Consider the following 20533-nt stretch of genomic DNA (forward strand, 5'->3'; position numbering starts at 1 on the left):
CCGTGCAGAGGATAAGACGATGACTCAAGGTTTTATAGATAGTTCTAACCAAGTATTAGCAAATTTTATTACGGTATACAGTCAGTTAGGAAAGGATAACTTAGTCGACTTAGAGGCTATTTATCATCCCGATATTGTATTTGAAGACCCAGCGCATCGTATTGAAGGCTGGGATGCGCTCCATGAGTATTTTGCCCAGCTATACAGCAACATCACGAGTTGTGATTTTCAGATCCACCATTCGCTAGTGGATGAAAAGCAGGCCTTTGTGCAGTGGACCATGACATTTTCGCACCCTGATATTGAGAAGGGAAAATCACGCACAGTGGAAGGTTGTTCTCGGTTAGAGCTTGATGGCAATAAGGTGGTCTTTCACCGAGATTACTTCGATTTAGGTGAAATGATTTATGAAGGCGTGCCGCTACTGGGCAAAGTAATTCGCCATATTAAAACGAGGTTAGGTCAATGAGTGTTAAACCCGTGGCTGATATTTTAATTACAGGTGCGAGTTCGGGTATCGGTTTGCAGCTCGCTTTAGATTATGCCAATCAAGGCCTACAGGTTATTGCGTGTGGGCAGAACCAAGAGCGTCTAGCGGCATTGTCAGTCCAGAGCAACAATATACAAACCTTGGCGTTTAATGTGACCGATTTGGCTGCGACTCAGATTGCATTCGATAGCTTAGCAGTCATCCCTAAGCTGATTATTTTAAACGCTGGCACCTGTGAATATATCGACAATGGACACGTAGATACTGCGTTATTTAAACGGGTGTTTGATGTCAATGTGTTTGGGCTCCTTCATTGCTTGGAAGCGATACAGGCACGCCTTGATAGCCAAAGTCAGTTGGTCTTTGTTGGTTCAACTGCAAGTTATATTCCTTTGCCGCGAGCAGAAGCTTACGGTGCATCAAAAGCAGCACTTAGTTATATCGCACAAACTTTGGCGCTAGATTTAGAACATAAAGGCATCAAAGTTACTTTGGTTAGTCCTGGTTTTGTTAAAACGCCACTCACTGATAAAAATGATTTCCCTATGCCAATGTTGGTAACGCCTGAAGTTGCGTCTTCTTATATTCGTCGAGGCATCCAAGGGGGTAACAAAGAAATTCATTTTCCGAAAAAATTCAGTTTTATCTTAAAAACAATTGCGTTGTTACCTATGGGGTTACAGCAGTCAGTCATTAAACGTATGACAGGGAAGACAGCATGAAAATAGCAATTATAGGTTCAGGGATTTCTGGGCTGACTTCAGCCTGGTATCTGCACCAAGATCACGACATCACGTTGTTCGAAGCGAATGATTACATTGGTGGACATACCGCCACTGTAGATGTGGCCGTTGATAGTGGTGAGTATGCGATTGATACGGGTTTTATTGTATTCAATGATAGCACGTATCCGAACTTTGAAAAGTTAATGGCAGAAGTGGGTATTGTGGGTCAGCCAACCGAAATGAGCTTCAGTGTCCGTAATGAAGACACTGGACTTGAGTATAACGGTCATACAATTTCAACCTTGTTTGCTCAAAAGCGCAATTTATTCCGGCCTTCTTTTTACCGTTTTTTGAACGAGATTTTACGCTTTAACAAACTGGCGAAAGCGGCAGCCAGCGACGGTGATGTGAGTGAGTCTCAAACACTAGGGGCTTTTTTAGCACAGCATGACTTTAGTGACTATTTTGCGGTTAATTATATTTTGCCGATGGGGGCGGCAATTTGGTCGTCAACCCTGTCGGACATGCGTGGTTTCCCCTTAGGTTTTTTCCTGCGTTTCTTTTTAAATCACGGCTTACTGGATGTCACCAATCGACCGCAGTGGGCTGTCATTCCCGGTGGTTCTCGTGAATACATTCGGAAAATGACGCCCGCCTTTGAACAATCTATTGCTTTAAACACCCCAGTTCAGCAAGTGACACGCCAAGCACATGGCGTGACAGTCATGAGTGCGCGCGGAAAGGAACAGTTTGATCAGGTTATTTTCGCTTGTCATAGCGATCAAGCCTTAGCCTTGCTGGGTGATAAAACCCAAGATGAAATCGACGTGTTGTCTGCCATGACTTATCAAGATAATGAGGTGGTACTGCATACCGACACCAATCTACTGCCTAAGTCGCGTGCTGCATGGGCAGCATGGAATTATCACCTGCCGAAAAGTGATGATGTTACCGTGTCACTATCTGAAGATCCCCAAGGCATAGACGAGCGAAGCCAGCGTTTAGCTGCATTAACGTACAACATGAACATACTGCAAGGGATTGAGTCACCTGAAACTTTCTGTGTGACACTCAACCAAACTGACCGTATTAATCCAGATAAAATCTTGCGTACTTTTACCTATGCGCACCCGGTATTTACAACTCAGTCCATTGCCGCGCAACAGCAACGTCCTCGTATTAATGGGCTAGCAAATACTTGGTTCTGCGGTGCGTATTGGTATAACGGTTTCCATGAAGATGGCGTACGCAGTGCACTGGATGTCGTTAATAATATTAACCTCGTCAATGAAAGCCTGATGAGTAAAAGTCATGTTAATGATGCGCAAGGAGTGTCCAGTTCGCATGCTGCAGCTTTTATCGCCTCAAATAATCACTCAGGTCAGTACTAATGGACAGCGTGATCAGAAAAACTACCGCAGAGGGTGAAACCTTAGCTTCGGACTTATCTCAATACGAGTCTGCGGTACAGTCGCGCAGCGGTATTTATGTGGGGACGGTACGCCACCGTCGCTTTACGCCTGTAGATCATAGCTTTGAGTACCCACTCTTTATGCCATTTATTGATTTAGATGAGGTAGAAGAATTAGCCAGAAAAGTGAAAGGTTTTGGCTTTTCCAAGTGGTATCCCGCACGATTTTTGGTCACAGATTATCTTGGAGGGCGAGCCAATAATACTGCTGAGTTGAAACTCGGCGCTCAAGACAAAATTGCGGAATTAACCGGTGAGCGATTAACAGGGAAAGTCTTCCTATTGTGCCAACTGAGATACTTTGGCATCTACTTTAGTCCTATTAATTTGTACTACTTGTTTAATGAACAAGGGGAATGGCAATACATGCTTGCTGAGGTGAGTAATACACCTTGGAATGAACGCCATTACTATGCAATCCCCGCTAAATCACGGTGGGGAAGTCGTTTATGGCAAGCACCTAAGGCCTTTCATGTGTCACCGTTTAACCCAATGGATCAGCAATATCATTGGCAAATTAAACAACCGAGCGATCAATTACGTGTTCACCTTGAAGTGCACGGTGAAGATCCTGCTTGTGATAGTTTAGCAACACCTGATACGAATATAAAAGTAGCAAAGGCCATCACCAAGATATTTGATGCCAGTATGATGATGAAACACGAGCCATTTACCTCTTCATCGTTGCGAAAACAAATGATGGTGACACCGATAATGACAGTCAAAGTCGTGATAGGGATTTACTGGCAAGCGCTCAAATTGTGGATTAAAGGGGTGAGGTTCCATGACCATCCTGAAAGTGCAGCATCAGAATTGAAAAAGTAAGGAATTACCCATGTTAAGAAGTGATATTAATCAACAATCAGCAAAAGTAACTCCGATGCAAAATGTTGCAAGGAAAGTCATTTTTAAAGTCTTAGCGCAGCTCAACAACGTGGGATTAACCGTTATAGAGCGTGAAGGTGAAACACATTTCTTCGGGGATAAACACGCCGAACTACAAGCCCAGTTGAGCGTCAATCACAGCGGCTTTTATAAACGTCTGCTATCTGGCGGCAGTATTGCCGCGGGTGAAGCCTATATTGACGCATGGTGGGATTCACCAGACATTACTAAAGTGGTGCAAGTGTTAGCGCGAAACTTGCCCACCTTAGACAAGCTAGAAGCCAAGACTGGCTGGATGACACGGATAGGCGAAGTGCTGACTCATAAGTTACGACGTAACAATAAAGACAATGCTCGCGATAATATTTCAGCCCATTATGATTTAGGCAATGCCTTGTATGAAACATTTCTCGACAAAGAAATGCTGTACTCAAGTGGGATTTATCATTCTGAGCAAGATTGCTTAGCCGAGGCGCAGTTCAATAAAATGGATCGTTTGTGCCAACAACTCAAACTGACCAAAGATGATCATTTATTAGAAATTGGTACGGGTTGGGGGGCATTAGCTATTCATGCCGCGAAACATTACGGTTGCCAAGTCACTACAACCACCATTTCTAAAGAGCAGCACTTATGGGCGAAAGCGCGAATTGAACAAGAAGGGTTAAGTGCTAAGGTGACCTTACTGCTTGATGACTACCGCGATTTAACCGGTGAATACGATAAAGTGGTGTCGGTTGAAATGGTCGAAGCTGTGGGAAAAGAATACCTCACTACCTATATAAAGAAATGCCAGTCATTACTGAAACCCAATGGATTATTGGCTATCCAGGCCATCACCATTGTTGATCAGCGTTATGAGAGCTATAGCCGTGGCGTTGATTTTATACAAAAACATATTTTCCCTGGGGGATTTTTACCGTCTGTTACTGTGTTGGCTGAGCAAATGACCAAGCACTCTGATTTTGTGATCCGAGATTTGAAAGACATAGGTTTGGACTATGCTCAAACTTTATCTGACTGGCATCAGGCGTTTAATCAGCAAACCTCGAGGTTGCACGATCTTGGCTATGATGAACGGTTTATTCGCATGTGGCGCTACTATTTTTGTTATTGCGAAGGTGGATTTTTAGAGCGCAGTATTAGCACCATTCAGCTAGTGGCGAGCCGTCCGCAATGGCGTAGTTAGCTGGAGTATTGCCAGCCGATCATTTAGTCGGTCATCAAGTAAGTGGTTAATGGAGAGCGGTATATGTCTTTGATCAAGAATACAGGTTCAGAAAAACCAAATAGTGATCGAAAAGACAAACTGCAATTTTTAATGGTCACCTGCGGATTCAATCTGTACTGGATATTGGCGGTATGGGGGCAGTATCGCTTTATTTATCTGCTAGTTCTCATACTTGTAGTGAGTTGGTGGTTCTTTTCTGTCAATTGGCGTTTTGTGGTATCCGCCAGCTTGATGGGGATCATCATGGACGCAACATTACATTACACCGGATTTTATGTCTTTCCTGATGGTGGTTTTCCATTGTGGCTCATTTTGATGTGGCTCGGCTTCACTTCTTTTATCTGGATCAGCAGAAAAGTAATCCAATCTTATTCCTCCAACGTACTTATAGTATTAGGAAGCGTTGGTGGTATGTTGAGCTACATTGGAGGAAACCGACTAGAAGCCGTTGAATGGCCGTTAGGCTGGGTGAATACCGCCTTGATGGTAGCTTTATGTTGGTTGGCTCTTTCTTACATTTTACTAACGCTTCTGAGTATGTTTTCAGCATCTCAGAGGTCATCATGAAATCATTAACAACAGCCTTTATTATTACCAGCCTTGCGCTAACAACGTTTTTATTTTCTGCAACAGCCTCTGCGAATGCGGGGAATACCACTCCGAAGTGGTTGACTTGGCAATCCGTGGGCTATGCAAAATTAACCTGGGGTCCTTGGGACATCTACCATTCTGAATTACGCACACCATCAGGTTCATACCGTGGCAATACAGCCAGTGGTGAGCAGAATATGGCCTTGGTGATTCGGTATCAGAGAGATATAGATAAAGATGATCTTCTTGAAGCGACCGATGAGCAGTGGAAACATTTAGGTTTCAGTGCCAGTCAACGTCAACAATGGTTATCAGAACTTGCCGTGTTGTGGCCTGATGTGAAAAAGGGTGATCGTCTTATTTTCGAGTTAAACGCACAAGGCGGTACTTTTTATTTCGATGCAAACGCTAAACATGCAACGAACAAGCAAGGCATTATTCAACTCGGTCAGTTATCTAGCCCAAAAGTCTCATCTGCTTTTATTAACATTTGGCTATCACCTAAAACCGCTTATCCAAAACTAAGACAGCAACTTATTGGCCAGTCATCATAATTGGATCTAGACCCATCTAATAATAAGATTGAAAAGGGAGCTATCATGTTATCGCGCTATTTTTCTCACTTTGCGTTTTTGCGCTGGTTAGTGACTTTAATTTTTGTTTTACATTTATCAGCCTGTTCTAACGCGATTGACGAATACCATGCCACAACACCGGCATTTGAGCTGTTTGAATACTTTGAAGGGGATGTTCTGGCTTGGGGCATGTTACAAGATCGCAGTGGGGTACAAACTCGCCGATTTGACGTTAAAATCCGTGGGGTGGTGGCAGGTAATATCCTAACGCTAACGGAAGACTTTGTGTTTGACGACGGTGAAAAGCAACAGCGTATCTGGACGATTACCAAAAACGCAGATGGCACCTACATAGGTGAAGCAGACGATGTGATAGGTGAAGCAATAGGTATAGTGGCAGGTAACGCCTTAAATTGGCAATACACCCTGCGTGTACCTGTGGATGATACCACTTACGATATTGCCTTTGATGATTGGATGTATCGACAAGATCAGGTGCGAATGTTCAATGTTGCAAACATGACTAAGTTTGGTTTTACAGTGGGTAAAGTCACCCTGTTTTTTGAAAAGCAATAATCTTAGAAGCCATAACCCTAGAAGTTAGAAGTTAGATCCGCAATAGTGCGGATCGTATGGTATTAGCTAACCAAGCCCTCGAGACATCGCCACGATACGCTTTAAGATCCAGCGAATCAGCAGTGGGATCTTTTCTTGCCCGTGTTCATCTGAGTAAGCAACCATTGCCAGCGCAACATCAGGTTTAGCATACCGCTTTAATGCCCGTCGAATGATCTTACGTGGTGGCATGGGCGCATCACTGGTAATGTTGGCTAGTTCTCTAAATAAAGGTTCATAACCATTATTGTAAAGGAAATGCTCAATATCCCTGTCGGGTAAAACCGTTAAGCGGTGTCGCTCAGCATCATTCCCTAACATACTCCTAACAGTATCGCCGTAGCGGCGTCCTGCCATGTCACCATCAGACACTAAATGCCATTCTATACCCATGCTACGGGCGACTTTTATTAGCGGTCGGAGGCCACTTTGGGCAAATTCAATAATATGAACGCCTTCCGCAGCAAAGTGGTAGCCACATAGCATCGCCAATTCATTAAACAGCCAGACTTCCGTTTCACCTTCCACCAGCAACCAAGCTCGCGCAAACATCGCGCTAGGGCGGTGCAAGCGAATATGAAAAGAAACGCGTCGCTCTTCGTCTTTTGACAAGGTCGTTGGGGTGAGCGAGTGAGGCTGCGTTTTATCAGGCTCGCGGATCAGTTTTTTAATACTGTGGATCGGCACAGTAGAAATAAGATCAGGGCTGTTGGTGGTTAAGATCTTTTGCATTGGCATACTGTCGATGAATGCCCATGCTTGATGCAAAATAGTTGGATGTAGTCGACCTTCTGGATCCTCCAATACCATAATAGGGCGAGAGATCCGTTTTAACTCTACAGGCCCACGCGCACGAATATAGGCATTAAGCAGCCCCATTAACACTAATCGACCTTGCTTGGTCATTTGTGGCTGGCTAAGTTGTTCTAATGGGTTGGTGTTGGTTTGTATGTAACTAGGAAAATGGGCGCGATTAAATTTATCGCTGCGATTATGTGGTGTAAAAGCAAAATAGTGGTCGACTAACGAGCGTAGAGCATTCACGCTGCTTTTGAGTTCCCCTGAGTTGACATGACCTGGGCTTGTCATCAAACGGCGACAAGTATTATCTAACCGACGTTCGATCCGATTGTTCTTAGCCAACAGCTCTGATTCAGCATTACTTACTGATGTATGGCCATTACCGTTTTGCCCATTTTGAACGGTTTGCTTGTCTGTTGAATGGCTGCTTTTAGGTTGTTCATGTAAGCGGCGTGCATCACGAATGCGTACGACAGGGTGTAGCACCATCAATTGCTTCACGAGCTTATCATTGTTGTCGCAAGCAATGTGCTGACCTTTGCTGTTTAAGAAAGATCGCGTTGTATTAACTTTGTCACCTTCAATTGTGCTCGATATCTCATAATAAAGGTGTTTGATGCCATCTTTTCTGACCCAAAGAGGGCCAAAGCTTCGGTAGCGGCGTGCTTTCGATTCAGATGGGTAGTCTTCATGCCAGTGAAGGACAATATGCAGTTGAGACATTTTTTCATGGCCAATGGCGTAATCGACATGAAAGTCAGAAAATTTGAAGGTATAAAAGTTGGCATCTGTAGGTAACGCAATACTCAGCGCATCAAGTAGCGAAGACTTACCCCATGCGTTTTCACCGATCAATACGGTTAACTCATCAAACGATAACGACATGCGTTTGATGCCACGGAACCCTGAAATCTCAATACGCTCTAAATGCATAACACCCCCTGATAAAATAAGATTACATCACTGCGACACGAAATATGGACGTGAATGTCACAAATAGAAAACTTAATGTAATCTCAATGGCTTAGATGAGAATGTATTGAGCCTTGATCGTGGTGTTGTTATTATCCCTCGCAATAACAAGATAAAAACTGATAACAGACTGGAGTGTCAGATGGCTAAAATTATTCACAGTATGATCCGAGTTAAAGATCTTGAACCTTCGCTAAGCTTTTACAAGCAAGCGTTAGATCTTGATATTGCGGAACAACTGGATTTCGATGGTTTCTCACTGGTTTATCTTCGTAACGAAGAAAATGACATGGAGCTAGAATTAACCTGGAATGAAGGCACCGAAGAGCCTTATACGCACGGCTCTGGCTATGGTCATATTGCGGTTGCTGTAGACGATCTTGAAACTGAGCATAAGAAGCTCACAGAGTTAGGTTACGAACCTGCGGAAATTAAAGAATTTTTCCGTGATGGTGAGCTACTCGCCAAGTTCTTCTTCGTACAAGACCCTGATGGCTACAAAATTGAATTTTTGTGGCGTCACGGTCGTTACCTGTAAAGCTAACACGTACTGAAATTTAATGATTAGCTCTATACCAAGGCGCTATGTTGCGCCTTGGTGTAGGAAATAATCAATAATTATTGATTAGATCGCATCACAGTTTGGTTTCGCCTGATTATACGCGGGCAGTGAAGCGATACCTTCTTTCAAATCATCAATACGGGTATCGTGCGAAGGGTGGGTTGATAACAATTCTGGCGGTTGGTTGCCACCTGAGGCTTTCGCCATGTTTTGCCACAGTGAAACGCTTTGGTTGGGATCGAAACCTGCTTCAGCCATTAACTGAAGGCCAATGATGTCAGATTCTGATTCTTGTGCGCGACCATAAGGCATTAAGATCCCGTACTGTACGCCTAAGCCAAGGCCTGCCATGGCTGCGCCACTGTATTGTGAGCCGCTAATGGCCGCACCAGTAATTTGCAAGCCTGCATCGGCCAGCTGAGAACGCGATAAACGCTCATTACTGTGCTGCGCTAATACATGGCCAATTTCGTGACCTATCACGGTTGCGAGTTGGTCTTGATTGGTTGCCACTTTAAGTAAGCCAGTATAAACACCAATTTTACCGCCTGGTAGGGCGAAGGCGTTGACCTGATCGCTATCAAAGACCACCACTTCCCATTTATCAAAACCTTGTAGTGGGCCTACCTTGGCTGTTATTGCATCTGTGACACACTGAACATATCGTTGTTTTTTTGCATCTGTGCTGATTTTTTCTTGTTGCTTGAGCTGCTCAAACGACTGAGCACCCATTTGAGACATGTCATTTTCAGAAAACAATAGCATTTGCTGCCTGCCCGTTGGAGAGCTAGAACAACCACTTAACAGTATACTGCTGGCAATTAAACCACCCAGTAATAAATGAGTATATTGACGCATAGCGAGACTCCATTCGCTCCTTGATAGTGTGTAGAGGCCGTTGTTCATACAATATGATCTTCACGGCCTCACATTTCATGCCATTTAATTACTTCTAAGTATGAAGCAAGAATGTATGAAATTGAAAGTTATTGAAAAAGCATTTTTATATAACTGCGAGAGCGATTAAGATTTGTCTCAAAATATAAGGAGCAACCATGGCGATTTGGCATAAAAAAATTGATATAGACGAACTCAATGCGAGTTCAAAAAACACCTTGGTTGAGCATTTAGGCATTCGTTATACCGAATTTGACGATGATAGCTTGTCTGCAACCATGCCTGTCGATGCCAGAACCCATCAGCCTTTTGGTATGTTGCATGGCGGTGCCTCTGTCGTGTTAGCTGAAACCTTGGGCTCAGTAGCCGCGAACATGTGTGTCGATGAAGGGCTCTACTGTGTAGGGTTAGATATCAATGCTAACCACATTCGTCCGATGCGCACAGGTACTGTAACAGGCACAACAACGCCACTTCATATTGGAATGACAACCCAAGTTTGGCAAATCGAATTGAAGGATGAACGCGGCCGTTTAATTTGCACCAGCCGTATCACCATGGCGGTCTTAGGTAAAAAAGCAGATTAGCCATTATAAAAACAATAAGTGATGAAACGAGTAAACAGGAACATAAATGGTTATTAATTTCGCAACAGGTAAGATCATTGCCAATCAACATGAACTGGTTGTACGTATTGATGGTGAAGCACGCGTTACTATGCAAGCGCAGGTTGATGAGGTGACATTAATTGGGCGTGGCGCCAATGTGGTCACAGCAACAGGGAGTGGCATCCAGTGGTCGGTGCGTTTAGATGATGAAAACCAGCTGCAAGCACTGGCAGATGCGATTGGAATTGCGGTAAAAAACACCTAATTCAGTCACAAATAATCTACGATTAGACAAAAAGTGTGAACCACGTAAAATACTCCGCACAAAAGTAAGGTTGAGAGTGTATTACGTGAGTTCTGTCACTATGAGAAACAAATTTGAGTTATTGGCACCAGGTGGTGATATTGAGTCAATCAAGGCGGCTATCATCGCTGGCGCAGATGCCATTTATTGTGGACTAGATAATTTTAATGCCCGCAATAGGGCAACCAATCTAACGTTTGATAACTTAAATGGCATCGTTCGATTAGCGCATGAATACGATTGTAAGATCTTCCTTACTTTAAATATCATTATTTTAGAGAGTGAAATCCCAGCATTGGTTCGTTTGATCAATAAGCTGGTAAATACCAAGATTGATGGCGTGATCGTACAAGATCTCGGTCTGTTTTATATTCTAAAGAAACACTTCCCGACGCTGGATGTTCACGCATCGACTCAGATCAATACCCACAACGAAGGCCAAATTGCCTTTCTAAGCAAGTTAACAGCTAGCCGTGTGAACTTATCGCGTGAGTTAAATATTCATGAGATTAAGCACCTTGCCTCGGTAGGTCGTGACCATAACATGCTGATGGAAGTGTTCGTACACGGTTCTTACTGTATTGGCTTCTCTGGTTTGTGTTATATCAGTTCAGTGAAAAATGGTAACTCAGGCAACCGTGGTCGCTGTAGTCAACCTTGTCGTGATCAGTATAAAACAACCAATGTCGGTAAAGATTATCCGCTAAACATGAAAGATAATTCGGCATTTTTAGACATGCAAGCATTGGCTGATGCAGGCGTGTATTCATTGAAAGTCGAAGGGCGTATTAAGAAATCTCACTATGTGTACACAGTAGTTGATCAATGGAATCAACAAATCCAACGCTATTGTGATAACCAAGCGCTACTGACTGATAAGTCTTCACTTTATACGGTGTTCAACCGTGATTTCTCGAATTCGTATTTACAAGGCGATATCAATAAAAATATGTTTATTGATAATCCGCGTGATAATTCAATTCAGCACTTTACTAAAATTTATAGCTGTAAAACCGATGAAAGCGTACAGCAGGTTCGCCAAAAGGTGTACGACGATAAAACGGTGATTATTGAAACGGTTGCTGAGAAAATTCAAAACCTGAATATTGATAAGTTACCACTGAACTTATATTTCTCAGGCAGTGCAGGACAACCACTGAGTGTGCATGTCACTGCAGGCGATGCTGAATACAGTTTAGAAACGGAAGGTGCATTGGCTGCGGCGAGTGAGAATGGTCGTAGTATCGATGAAGAACTGCTTGCATCATCGTTTAAAAGTATCAGTGATAATGATCACCAGCTAACAACTATCGACATCAGTAAGTTGGCTAATAACGTATTTATTGCGTTTAAAGAGCTTAATGTACTGCGTGATCGCATCAGTTTTTGGCTAAATGGTTCTAAGCCATTGATCGAGCCTGTAGACACACCGCGTTTACCGCGAGTGGCTGTAGTTGATGAGACGCCACAGCTAACCGTACTTATCTCGAATAAGAAAGATATCGAGCCTTGCCAGGCTGCGGGTGCACAAGTGTATTTTCAGTTACCTGACTCACTGCATACCGAAGTGAAGAAAATGGTGAGCTTATTTACTGAGCACCAAGATCTGGTTCCTTGGTTCCCTGCTATCTTGATTGGCGACCATTTTGAAGCCGCAAAAGCGTTACTTGAAACGGTGAAGCCTAAGCGTATCGTCACCAACAATACAGGTGTTGCTCATTTAGCGATTGAGCTGGGTATCGAATGGATTGCTGGTCCATACCTGAATCTATCTAACTCATTTAGCCTTGAGTGCTTGAAGCAAGAGTTTGGCTGTCGTGGTGCATTCATTTCGAATGAACTGAATAAGAAGCAAATTAAGCCAATTATTCGCCCAAGTGGTTTTGAACTTCACCACAGTATTTATCACCCAATCATGATCTTAATGAGCCGTCAGTGCCTGTTCCATCAAACGGTTGGTTGTAAGGTGAAAGCATTTGATTCGAAATGTCTAAAAGGCTGTAAGAAAACGGCATCGATCATCAATATGCGTGAGTCATCCTTTATCATTGATAAGCAAAAGGGCGATCATAATGCCATGTATAGTCAGTTTAACTTCATGAATACTGACATCATTACGGATATGCCAGACAAGTTTTCGCATTACTTTGTGGATTTACGTGATATCAAAACGGACACGCAAGTCTCGGTTGATAAAGCGACACTGATAGGTTTGTTCACACGTGCAATCAACAAAGACGAGACTGCAATTGCCGAATTGAGTGACGCTGTAACGCAAACCAGCAACGCACAATACCGAAAAGGCCTGTAATTAGCGTCATAGTCGCTAGCGCTGAACCAGGGATCTGCTCTGAGTCTTAGGTCTTGCTGTTAGTATCGCGACTGCATTAGTACATTCTGCCCCTCATCAACCTGAGGGGCAATATCCCCACTTCTTATTCTAACTTCTACCTTCTTGATATATGCTGCTAATAGCGTGTGATTAAGGAGTAAAAGATGACGCATCATAAAGAAGGCCATATACCTGTATTTGTTACTTCGCGGCTACGTGTCGACGAGTGTTGTGAAGATAACCTTTCATCTTATGTCGCCAATCACGATGACTTTCTTCATCAAATTACCCGCATCCTCTCACCTGAGGTGGTTAAATCACTTCCACCGTATTTTTCAGGTATTAACACTGAGCCATTAGCGCAACAGTGGTTTGAAAAAATGGTGGCTGACAGTCGGCTATTTGTTGTATCAGTCACTGAACAAGCGCAAGCTGTTCGTTCTCGGGTAATTGGTTTCATTTTTTTGCACCAAGCATCGGCGGATCATTGCGAATCAGCCAGCATGGCGCACATCGGTTATTTATTCGATGAAGCCGAATGGGGAAAGGGCTTTGCCAAAGAGTGCTTACAAGGTTTTATGGCTTGGTGTGAAACACAGCCTGCGATTTTAGGGCTGATTGGTGGGGTTGAAAAAGACAATCCAGCCTCAGCCCACGTGTTAGAGCGACTTGGCTTTATGACTCAAGAAAATCATTCACTTGATTTATCTGAGCAATCAGTGACTTTCTATCAGCATAGGTTCAATAATAACAGGTGATAATACTCATTCTGTCTTGCATTGCTAATTTGCCTTGTTCATTTAGCTGCAAAATACAAAGTAAGCTTTTTGCCTCTATCTGCTGAGCTCAACCATTTATTTGATTCTATCTTAGGCTATGTATGAAATCTGATCTGTATTCAAAGCATGCTGAAAAGTACGATGCTGCTGTTCAAAATAATATCTATAACGCGCATTTAGAGCGCCCATCGCTGCAAGCTATGCTGGGCGAACTAACAGACTGTAATATTCTTGATTTAGGCTGCGGTACTGGCATATATACCGAATACTTGTTCAAACAAGGTGCATCAACAGTGACGTGTATCGATTACTCGCAAGATATGATCAACTTGGTGACGAATAAGTTAAGTTCAACATTTGGCAGCCGTATCACAGCGTATGCCCATGATCTTACTAAGGGGCTACCGAATGAAGCTGCTAACAGTTTTGATGTCATTATTTGCCCGTTGGTACTGCATTATATTGAAGATCTGTCGTTTGTATTTGAAGAGATCCATCGTGTATTAAAAGTCGGCGGTTATATGGTGTTTTCAACGCATCATCCATTTGCTGATTTTGAATGCAGTTTATCGGGTAATTATTTTGACCGCGAACGCATCACTGAAACATGGAATACTGTAGGCGAGCCTGTTGAGGTAACTTTCTATCGCCGTTCTCTAACAGAAATGATGACAGCGATAACATCGAATGGTTTAGCTGTGACTGAGATGACGGAAGGCAAGGTTGATGAAAAAGCCAAAGTAATAGATGAAAAAACCTATGAGCATCTTTCGAAAAATCCGAATTTCATTTTTGTTAAGTGCCAGAAGTTTACAGAGACATTAGATTAATCACGAGATTAAGTTATCAGTGTAAAACGAGCGATTTAAAAAGGTTATGTCTGAGCAAATTGTTGTAGATCGTTTATATAAATAATGTGCTACGAACTACAACGCTTTGCTCTGATGTTTAAAGAATTGGCTAGTCAGCTAGTATCAAAACTATTCCTGAAACGTTAAAAGAGCATCATCAAATTGAGTTGATTGTACTTTTATGAGTATGCCGATACCAATAACAACCCCTATGATCAATTCCGAAGTCGAAATCGAACCAATGAAATGCAATAGCATAGATAAAAAAATGATACCGTTAACAAGTAGGTGATATGGCGCTAATGCTTTAAAATCATTCACTCTGCAATTAAGGGTTTTTATTCCTTCAGTATTTAGTTGTAAATCTGCACCGCAGATGGAGCAAGATAATTGATTGTTTTTACTTAATTTATTCATTTCTTTCAGTTTTACTTCACTATCACCAGTACATATTGGGCAGTTATAGTGTAGGGCTGGTTTCATTTTTTCCTCTTTTTTTAAATTGTATTAAATAACTTAGTTATTTAAGTTGAGTCATATTTGATATCTACAATGATCATACCATTACACTTTGAAGTTTTATTCAAATGATATGGTTTTAGTTTTATTTTGCGAGCAGGTTATATTTTTACACTTAACAGACTAACTTCATTCATAAAAAGAATTTTCTGTGCTTATTAAGACTAAGGTTTTAGGTGTTCTTGACTGCAGGCTCCTTTATTTATGTTTACATTTCATCAAGTTGCAATAAATTTCCAACTACCTCGAAGAATATGCAATGTCACGTCCAGTTAATAAGTAAATTTAGTATATTAGTTTAGAATATTTCAAGGAGTTAATATGTTAGAACTAATTAATGATACGCTGATTACTTATGCCTATATTGGCATCTTAGCTACCTTATATGTGGTTGTATTTTTTATTCTTACTGGGGTTACAGTATTCGAAGGTCAAGAAAAAGGATTTATGCCTTTTAGATATAAGGTGAGTTATGTTTTAGTCATGTGTGCAATCTTCCCATGCGTATATATTGCATTTTTTTATGAGATTGTTTCGTTAAGAAAGATTTATGAATTGAGAGCGGGAATAGCATAGTGTAAAACAACCAAGATGATGCGTTACACTCGCGCTAACAGCTCTGCTTGATAAAGATACAATACTGTACATAGATCCCAGACATAAAAAAAGCTGCACATTGATAGTGCAGCTTTCTTGATGAACGATGAACGCTTTATCTCGGTAAATTGGCTCGTTCTAAGTCTCGTGCTATGCACAACACTTCTTGTATTTTTTGCCGCTACCACAAGAACATGGATCGTTACGGTTAGGCGTTTTTTCAAACGTAGTCGTTGTTGGCTTGTTCAATAGGCCATTTAGTTCAACCAGATTTTCTTCTTTATCTGCTGATACTTCAATGTTTGCTACAAGCGCGTTATCAGCCAAAATCGCCATGATTTCTTCTTTTTTCTCATCGCTGTTTACGATCAAAGAAAGCGGCTGCTCCTCGGTACCTAATTTAGCACTACGCTTTGTATTGAATCCGTAGCTTTCGTGTTTAGGCTTTTTCTCGATACGGCCTTTATAGAAGAATTTAGACATTGCAGTCACCTGTAACAAAGTAAAGAAGCAGGGTTTATACAGCAAAATCGACGTTCTATAAAACCCTTTTAGCAATATTGGTTTATTTAAGTCATTATTAGGTGAAGAAAAGCAGATAGCAGTGAAAGAACAAATGGGTAGCAGATCGAGATTAACTGGCGATTACTTTTTTACCCATTTACCCGCGCTGTTTTGGTAGTAGTGGCCTGGACGTGTTTTATCTACTGCTTTTTTATAGGCGAGTCGACCCACTTCAGAGGGGCTAAGGCCATGTGAGATAGAGATACGTTTGTAACTGGCTTTACGTTGCTGGTTAACGGTCGCAACAAGTTTTTTGACTTCAGAAGAAGGGGATGAGGTAATAGGCGCAACAAAACCGCTATTGGTTTCACCTACGAGACCTTGATCTTTGGCATCCTGTAACTCGAGCGCAAAGGCCTGAGCGGATATCAAAAAGGCGAATAGAAAGATTAGGTATTTTTTCATGGCATTCTCCCTGCCGAATTAGAATACATCGTCATCGCTGAATAAGTCATCTATTTCCTTGTCGACTTTGATCCTAATCTCATGTTCAATTTTGACATTCAGGTTAACTTCTATCGGTTTGTCTGATGCTGCAACCTGTACGGTTGGTGTGCATCCCATCATTCCAAGCGTGGTACCGATAAAGAGTACGGCGAGGAGTGTGAGCGAGAATGAAAATTTAAGCTGTATGATATCCATTGGTTACGACCTTTAACTATACGTGCGCATAAATTAATCAAAGAGATCTACTCATTCAAACCAAGCTGCTTTAAAAAAAGACTTTCCAGTTGCGACGAGTTAATCGCGTTTATAGTTTTGATCAATGCTGGAATGTCATCTTGCACGTTCAGATTTAAATGTACTGGGCGTCCATTTTGAAAATCAGGATTAAAGCCCTTAAATCGTGAACTTGCATTTAATTGTCCATCTTTAGAATAGTCTAGATCAATCGCCAGTGAGTGGTAGTTATAATTTTTGAGAATCTTACCAACGACCAGTACGCTATTTTCACCCGCAGCCTCGACATTCTGATCGATAGTCGATCCTTCTAAATACCGCAAGATCCCACCAGGGTAGCGAGAGTGTAAGTGACCTGACTTAATAGAAGGTGCGCCATCTTCAATTGAAAGTGGGATCACACCATCAACAATACCTGTTAGCGCTATGTCTTCTTGTTCCAGTAATTGAATAAGTGCTGCAAGATCGAGACCATGAACTCGAATGTCTTGAGGCGGGACATTAACCAAACTTGTACTGGTCGCATTGTGCAGGCTGATCTTACCGCCTAGCACGTCTGCATGAGCGCGTTGTAGGTGGTAACGCTGCTGGTGGGTATCAAATTCAATGCTAGCGACAATATCTTCAAATAATGCACCAGCATGAAATAGCCCAGCATGGATACTGATAGGGTGACGAGACTTGATACCCGTCGGAGTGATGTCAGTGGTGATGGACGTATTAAGGTTACCAAATCTAAAGCCATGCACTTCACCATTAAGCTGGTGGCTAAATAGCCCCATTCGGCCATGTAACTCGTTACCTTGTAACGTAAATTGAGCATCGTAGCTAATACTGCCTTGGGTAAAATCGTAGTCGAGAGGAAATTGGGGGAAGTAGTATTTCTTCAATGTTTTCTTGCTGTTAAATATTATTTCGTTACGGTGTAATCTTATAGTGGTACGATCACGATAAGGCCGATGTGAAAGGGTGTATTTCACGAGCGTCGCTTTTTTCCAATTATCCAACTCGCCGTTAAAGCGCCAATTATCAGGGGTTAAAGCGAGTTGCCCTTTCGTTGAAAACTTAGGAAAACGTTGGTTGTTTTGCTTTAAGTGAGTCGCTAAGTCGTAGTGGGTAGAGATCGTATAGGGCTGACCCAAGGATAGATCGGTCCTGTGTAAAACTAACTCTGTTTTTGCTTCGTATTTTTGAACGGGCAATAAAGCCCGCTTGACTTGATGAGCTTGGTGAACAGGCTGACCGTCTTGATCTTGAATGGTTTGTTCGCCATAGAGGTTAGTGTTAACGGTGGCACGCGAGCTCTCGGGTAGCAATAGCCGAATATGAGCCATTTCATCTGTTTTACTTATGGTCAGACTATCAATTTGCAATGCAGTTTGCTGAGCATTTAGCAAATTGAGATGGTTGCCAAGCAGGCTCTCATCAAGCGTAATATTATCGACATTGAGAGCGAGCTTGCTCAGAATTAAACCGAAAGCCTGCGTAGACCATGAAAATTGGTAGTCGCTCTGTGCAACAATGCTTGCTAGCTTGATATCTTTGATTGGAAATACTTGGGCAATATTTGCATTAATAAATCCACTTAAGTGACATTGTAACTCGGGTCTCTGGCAAGTTAAGTCATCAATTAATAAAGATATTTTGTCCTTCCATTGTGTAGAAAACTCAATCTTTTCTGTGTCATCTTCTAGGCTGATTTTTAACGCTTGATTGCGGTAATGCGCTTTAAGATTGAGCTCACCATCTGTGTTTAGTGTAATGGTTTCAACCTTGGTTGATGAAGCTTGATTGCTAAGGTGCTTGCCAGGTAACGCAAATTGGTTGAGCTGCACATCCAGTGTGGAAGGTAGCTGGATGGCCAGTTTGTAATAAGCATCGATTAGCCGCCTATCAACAACTTGATTATATTTGGTGTTCGCCACTCTTGATGCAGTGACAGTGATTGGGGCATTTAGCTCTGCGCTGGGGAGATGAGTCAGCGCAAAACGACTCATTATATCCTTGGTGTTTTTAAAGTTGGCTTGGCAAACCAGCTGTTGCGGTAAAGGATCGATAAATTCTATTTCAGCCTTACAATCAAGCGTGTTGCCTTTTGGACCTTTAATTAGTCCGCTAAAGTTCGCTGCTTTATCATTCTTGTGTTTGAGCAATACTTTCAAATCATAGGGGTCTGGCCCAAGCACTTTGCCTTCAATTCTAAATCGTGCTTGCCTGTCTTCGCGCTTTTCTCGTTCCTGTGGTGTTTTGAGTACGACTTTGGCATCAACAATGAGTTCGCCATAAGTTAGGTGGTTTACTTTCAGCACATTGAGTGGAAGCGTTGCAAGGCTTGCGATGGTTTCACCCAGATGCAGGCCTTGATGGTCTGGATCACTGCGTCGAATGAAATTAGGCAAGACTTTAGGGTGACCGAGATGAATGTTCTCTGCTTGTAGCTTGATAGATTGCGCGGGTTGTTGGATATCCATCTCGAAATGTAGCTCAGTGAGCTGCTGTGGCACTTCTGGCGGCAACATATCCCATTGTGGGATCAACTTATTAATGCTGATAGAAAGCGGCGTAGCGCTATCCTGCCAAGATATCGAAAAGTTTCCTTTAGAAAGCTGAGTTGGGTAAATCAGCGTGTTTTGTTGCGCTTGTCCTTGTCCTTGTCCTTGTTCTTGATGTAGATGAGTGGGAACGGGTGTTGAACGAGTCATGCTATGACTGGGTTTATTTATGTTGTTTTTCTGCTTTTTATTTTCTGTCGCGAGCTTATTCAAAATGGCAGGAATAAACAGATTAAGTTGTCCGCTTTCTACAATACCTGAAATCGCCACATAAGGCTTAGTGGCTATCACTAAGTGTATGTCATTCAGTTCTTGGTGTTGAATGCGAGGCTGTGCCAAAGGGAGGTTTATTTGCACGCTGAGTGAATCTGAGCTTGCACTGAATACGTAGGGATTAGAAAGATCGGTAAAGTTAAGTGCAGTATTACGGAGTAAGAAGTACGGGAAATCGTAACCAATCTGCTTCAAATAGGCTTGTAGCTCGCTAGGTAAGAATACTTCCGTTGTTGTTGCTGAAATGCGCCATGAAGCTGAAGAGATCGCACTCTGATCATCAAAATATTTATCAATGCGTAATTGGTGTGCGTTGATCTTAGTGCCGCTGATATCAATTGATACATGATCGATATTGATCTGCGGGTATAAGCTAATGCCAGAAATGGCATTGATGACGATCCCTTTACTGGCAAGCCACATTGGGATCCCTACGGCAAGGATCAAAATGGCACAGCACAAAACAAATAGCAGCTTACGTATAAAGCGAAATCGCTTGATAGGCTTTAGTGGTGGATCGGCGATAGGTTTTACATCCTCGTTCACACGTATGCTCTTTATGCTAAAACACTTCTTAAAGCATATAGCTATTCTGCACTAACAGCATAATTATAAAGGTGTATTGATGGTGAGATTTCAGAGGATAATTAACAGATAA

22 protein-coding genes are annotated in these 20533 nt (G+C 42.3%); 15 read left to right on the top strand and 7 right to left on the bottom strand.

Going from position 1 to position 20533, the window contains the following annotated elements; all coding sequences use genetic code 11:
- The first annotated feature begins 19 nt into the window (after positions 1 to 19).
- From L4C35_RS14655 to L4C35_RS14690, 8 genes are all read left to right on the top strand, one after another.
- Positions 20 to 469, top strand: coding sequence for a nuclear transport factor 2 family protein (locus L4C35_RS14655; RefSeq protein ID WP_428463582.1), 450 nt, complete (start codon positions 20 to 22; stop codon positions 467 to 469).
- An 11-nt stretch (positions 470 to 480) separates the two neighbouring features.
- Positions 481 to 1212 carry an SDR family NAD(P)-dependent oxidoreductase gene (locus tag L4C35_RS14660; protein WP_428463692.1) on the top strand — a complete coding sequence of 244 codons (732 nt, stop codon included), beginning with the start codon at positions 481 to 483 and terminating at the stop codon, positions 1210 to 1212.
- Positions 1209 to 2606 (top strand): NAD(P)/FAD-dependent oxidoreductase, encoded by a 1398-nt coding sequence (locus tag L4C35_RS14665; RefSeq protein ID WP_428463583.1) that lies wholly within the window; start codon positions 1209 to 1211, stop codon positions 2604 to 2606. Before L4C35_RS14660 ends, L4C35_RS14665 begins: the two co-directional genes overlap by 4 nt.
- Complete coding sequence (locus tag L4C35_RS14670) at positions 2606 to 3511, top strand: DUF1365 domain-containing protein (RefSeq protein WP_428463584.1); 906 nt, start codon at positions 2606 to 2608, stop codon at positions 3509 to 3511. The genes L4C35_RS14665 and L4C35_RS14670 overlap by 1 nt, the downstream gene beginning before the upstream one ends.
- 10 nt (positions 3512 to 3521) lie before the next feature.
- Complete coding sequence (locus tag L4C35_RS14675; RefSeq protein ID WP_428463585.1) at positions 3522 to 4760, top strand: class I SAM-dependent methyltransferase; 1239 nt, start codon at positions 3522 to 3524, stop codon at positions 4758 to 4760.
- A gap of 63 nt (positions 4761 to 4823) precedes the next feature.
- Positions 4824 to 5369: a DUF2878 domain-containing protein gene (locus L4C35_RS14680; protein WP_428463586.1), complete on the top strand. Its 546-nt coding sequence runs from the start codon at positions 4824 to 4826 to the stop codon at positions 5367 to 5369.
- Positions 5366 to 5947, top strand: coding sequence for a chalcone isomerase family protein (locus tag L4C35_RS14685; RefSeq protein WP_428463587.1), 582 nt, complete (start codon positions 5366 to 5368; stop codon positions 5945 to 5947). The genes L4C35_RS14680 and L4C35_RS14685 overlap by 4 nt, the downstream gene beginning before the upstream one ends.
- A 45-nt stretch (positions 5948 to 5992) precedes the next feature.
- Positions 5993 to 6544: a DUF3833 domain-containing protein gene (locus L4C35_RS14690; protein WP_428463588.1), complete on the top strand. Its 552-nt coding sequence runs from the start codon at positions 5993 to 5995 to the stop codon at positions 6542 to 6544.
- A gap of 66 nt (positions 6545 to 6610) precedes the next feature.
- On the opposite strand, the gene L4C35_RS14695 is transcribed toward L4C35_RS14690, so the two are convergent.
- Positions 6611 to 8317: an ATP-dependent endonuclease gene (locus L4C35_RS14695; protein WP_428463589.1), complete on the bottom strand. Its 1707-nt coding sequence runs from the start codon at positions 8315 to 8317 to the stop codon at positions 6611 to 6613.
- 181 nt (positions 8318 to 8498) lie between these two features.
- Between L4C35_RS14695 and L4C35_RS14700 the strand changes: the two genes are divergently transcribed.
- Positions 8499 to 8894: a VOC family protein gene (locus L4C35_RS14700; RefSeq protein WP_428463590.1), complete on the top strand. Its 396-nt coding sequence runs from the start codon at positions 8499 to 8501 to the stop codon at positions 8892 to 8894.
- An 87-nt stretch (positions 8895 to 8981) separates the two neighbouring features.
- Here L4C35_RS14700 and L4C35_RS14705 read toward each other — a convergent pair whose 3' ends face one another.
- A complete protein-coding gene (locus L4C35_RS14705; protein ID WP_428463591.1) occupies positions 8982 to 9776 on the bottom strand; it encodes a M48 family metallopeptidase in 795 nt (264 codons plus the stop codon).
- Positions 9777 to 9973: 197 nt separating this feature from the next.
- On the opposite strand from L4C35_RS14705, the gene L4C35_RS14710 reads away from it, so the two are divergent.
- The 5 genes from L4C35_RS14710 to L4C35_RS14730 all read left to right on the top strand — a co-directional run bounded on the left by L4C35_RS14710 (position 9974) and on the right by L4C35_RS14730 (position 14668).
- Positions 9974 to 10402 (top strand): hotdog fold thioesterase, encoded by a 429-nt coding sequence (locus L4C35_RS14710; protein WP_428463592.1) that lies wholly within the window; start codon positions 9974 to 9976, stop codon positions 10400 to 10402.
- A 46-nt stretch (positions 10403 to 10448) separates the two neighbouring features.
- Positions 10449 to 10688 (top strand): DUF3389 domain-containing protein, encoded by a 240-nt coding sequence (locus tag L4C35_RS14715; protein ID WP_428463593.1) that lies wholly within the window; start codon positions 10449 to 10451, stop codon positions 10686 to 10688.
- Positions 10689 to 10788: 100 nt separating this feature from the next.
- On the top strand, positions 10789 to 13038 hold the full coding sequence (locus L4C35_RS14720; protein WP_428463594.1) for a peptidase U32 family protein: 2250 nt from the start codon (positions 10789 to 10791) through the stop codon (positions 13036 to 13038).
- Between the two features lie 185 nt (positions 13039 to 13223).
- Positions 13224 to 13817: a GNAT family N-acetyltransferase gene (locus L4C35_RS14725; protein ID WP_428463595.1), complete on the top strand. Its 594-nt coding sequence runs from the start codon at positions 13224 to 13226 to the stop codon at positions 13815 to 13817.
- Between the two features lie 122 nt (positions 13818 to 13939).
- The gene (locus L4C35_RS14730) at positions 13940 to 14668 is read left to right on the top strand and encodes a class I SAM-dependent methyltransferase (RefSeq protein ID WP_428463596.1); all 729 of its coding nucleotides are present in this window, start codon (positions 13940 to 13942) and stop codon (positions 14666 to 14668) included.
- Positions 14669 to 14818: 150 nt separating this feature from the next.
- Here L4C35_RS14730 and L4C35_RS14735 read toward each other — a convergent pair whose 3' ends face one another.
- Positions 14819 to 15172 (bottom strand): hypothetical protein, encoded by a 354-nt coding sequence (locus tag L4C35_RS14735; protein ID WP_428463597.1) that lies wholly within the window; start codon positions 15170 to 15172, stop codon positions 14819 to 14821.
- 357 nt (positions 15173 to 15529) lie between these two features.
- On the opposite strand from L4C35_RS14735, the gene L4C35_RS14740 reads away from it, so the two are divergent.
- On the top strand, positions 15530 to 15784 hold the full coding sequence (locus L4C35_RS14740) for a hypothetical protein (RefSeq protein ID WP_428463598.1): 255 nt from the start codon (positions 15530 to 15532) through the stop codon (positions 15782 to 15784).
- A gap of 171 nt (positions 15785 to 15955) precedes the next feature.
- Here L4C35_RS14740 and L4C35_RS14745 read toward each other — a convergent pair whose 3' ends face one another.
- The 4 genes from L4C35_RS14745 to L4C35_RS14760 form a co-directional block, all read right to left on the bottom strand.
- Positions 15956 to 16288, bottom strand: a complete 333-nt coding sequence (locus L4C35_RS14745; RefSeq protein ID WP_428463599.1) for a PBPRA1643 family SWIM/SEC-C metal-binding motif protein — start codon at positions 16286 to 16288, stop codon at positions 15956 to 15958.
- A gap of 162 nt (positions 16289 to 16450) precedes the next feature.
- Positions 16451 to 16774, bottom strand: a complete 324-nt coding sequence (locus L4C35_RS14750) for a YdbL family probable chaperone protein (RefSeq protein ID WP_428463600.1) — start codon at positions 16772 to 16774, stop codon at positions 16451 to 16453.
- Positions 16775 to 16792: 18 nt separating this feature from the next.
- Complete coding sequence (locus L4C35_RS14755) at positions 16793 to 17011, bottom strand: YnbE family lipoprotein (protein ID WP_428463601.1); 219 nt, start codon at positions 17009 to 17011, stop codon at positions 16793 to 16795.
- A gap of 47 nt (positions 17012 to 17058) precedes the next feature.
- Positions 17059 to 20421, bottom strand: coding sequence for an intermembrane phospholipid transport YdbH family protein (locus L4C35_RS14760; protein WP_428463602.1), 3363 nt, complete (start codon positions 20419 to 20421; stop codon positions 17059 to 17061).
- Between the last annotated feature and the right edge of the window lie 112 nt (positions 20422 to 20533).

The sequence above is a fragment of the Photobacterium kagoshimensis genome, assembly GCF_050337045.1.
GTDB classification, from domain to species: Bacteria; Pseudomonadota; Gammaproteobacteria; order Enterobacterales; family Vibrionaceae; genus Photobacterium; species Photobacterium kagoshimensis.